Raw genomic sequence first — 987 nt, 5'->3', positions numbered from 1 at the left:
TCATCGTTGTCGGCAAGCAGCGCGGCGAGGAATTCCTCAGCGGCTTCAAAAAGGCCATGACCGCCCTGCAGGCTGGCGACCCTGCGGACGCGAATACGACGCTTGGGCCGATTTCGTCAGAAAAAGCCCTCGATCACCTTCTTGACCAGATCCAGCGCGCAGTTGATTCCGGCGCAGCGATCGAATGTGGCGGCCATCGCATCGATCGGGAAGGGTTCTATATTGAGCCCACCATCCTTAGCAACATCAACACGAGTGCCCCGATCTATCAGGAAGAGTTCTTCGGCCCTATCGCTTCCTTCTTCGTTGTTGCCGATGAAGAAGAAGCCATTCGGCTCGCAAACGATACGCAATATGGACTCGGCGGCTCCATCCTGACCGCCGATCTTGAGCGCGGCGAGCAGATTGCCGCGCGTATTGACAGCGGCATGGTGTTTGTCAATCGACCGTTTTCGACGACTCCTCAGCTGCCGTTTGGCGGTGTCAAGAACTCTGGATTCGGGAGGGAACTGTCGATGGCCGGTTTCGAGGAATTCGTTAATAAAAAACTGATCACAACGGACCCGGTTGGCACGCTTCCCACGAAACCTAAGGGAAGCTGATAGGCAACCGCATCGCCTTCCTCAAGAATGCTGCATTTGCGAAAAACATCGGTTTAATCCGGTAGCTCGTTCCTGAGTTATCGATATCGCCGCCTTACTAATGTCACGTACTTTTTCGAAAGAAAATCAGACGCTTTGACATTGAAAAATGCGGCATCTATAAAGCATGGAGACAAAAATGCCTTTGTGGAATATCTATCATCCAGTCGGCGCCTACACGGCGGAAGAAAAAAAGGAGATGGCAAATCGCATCGCCGACATCTACATCATTCCTCGCTTCTACGTAGGCGTTCTGTTCCATGAACAGCCGAAAGACTCCTTCTACATGGGAGGCGAGGCGCGAGGCGATTTTGTCAGAATCCGACTGGACCAATTCGCCAGGCAT

At 52.8% G+C, this 987-nt stretch carries 2 protein-coding genes; both read left to right on the top strand.

The annotated features are described in order from the left end of the window. Positions 1-602 (top strand): aldehyde dehydrogenase family protein (locus ACYP5B_RS48705; RefSeq protein WP_459574643.1); only part of this gene is annotated, 602 nt, incomplete at its 5' end. A gap of 178 nt (positions 603-780) precedes the next feature. Beyond that, positions 781-987 (top strand): tautomerase family protein (locus ACYP5B_RS48700; RefSeq protein ID WP_459574641.1); only part of this gene is annotated, 207 nt, incomplete at its 3' end.

The sequence above is a fragment of the Cupriavidus sp. 8B genome (assembly GCF_054589115.1).
Note: the sequence above shows the minus strand (reverse complement) of the source record. Positions and strands in the feature narration are given on the sequence as shown.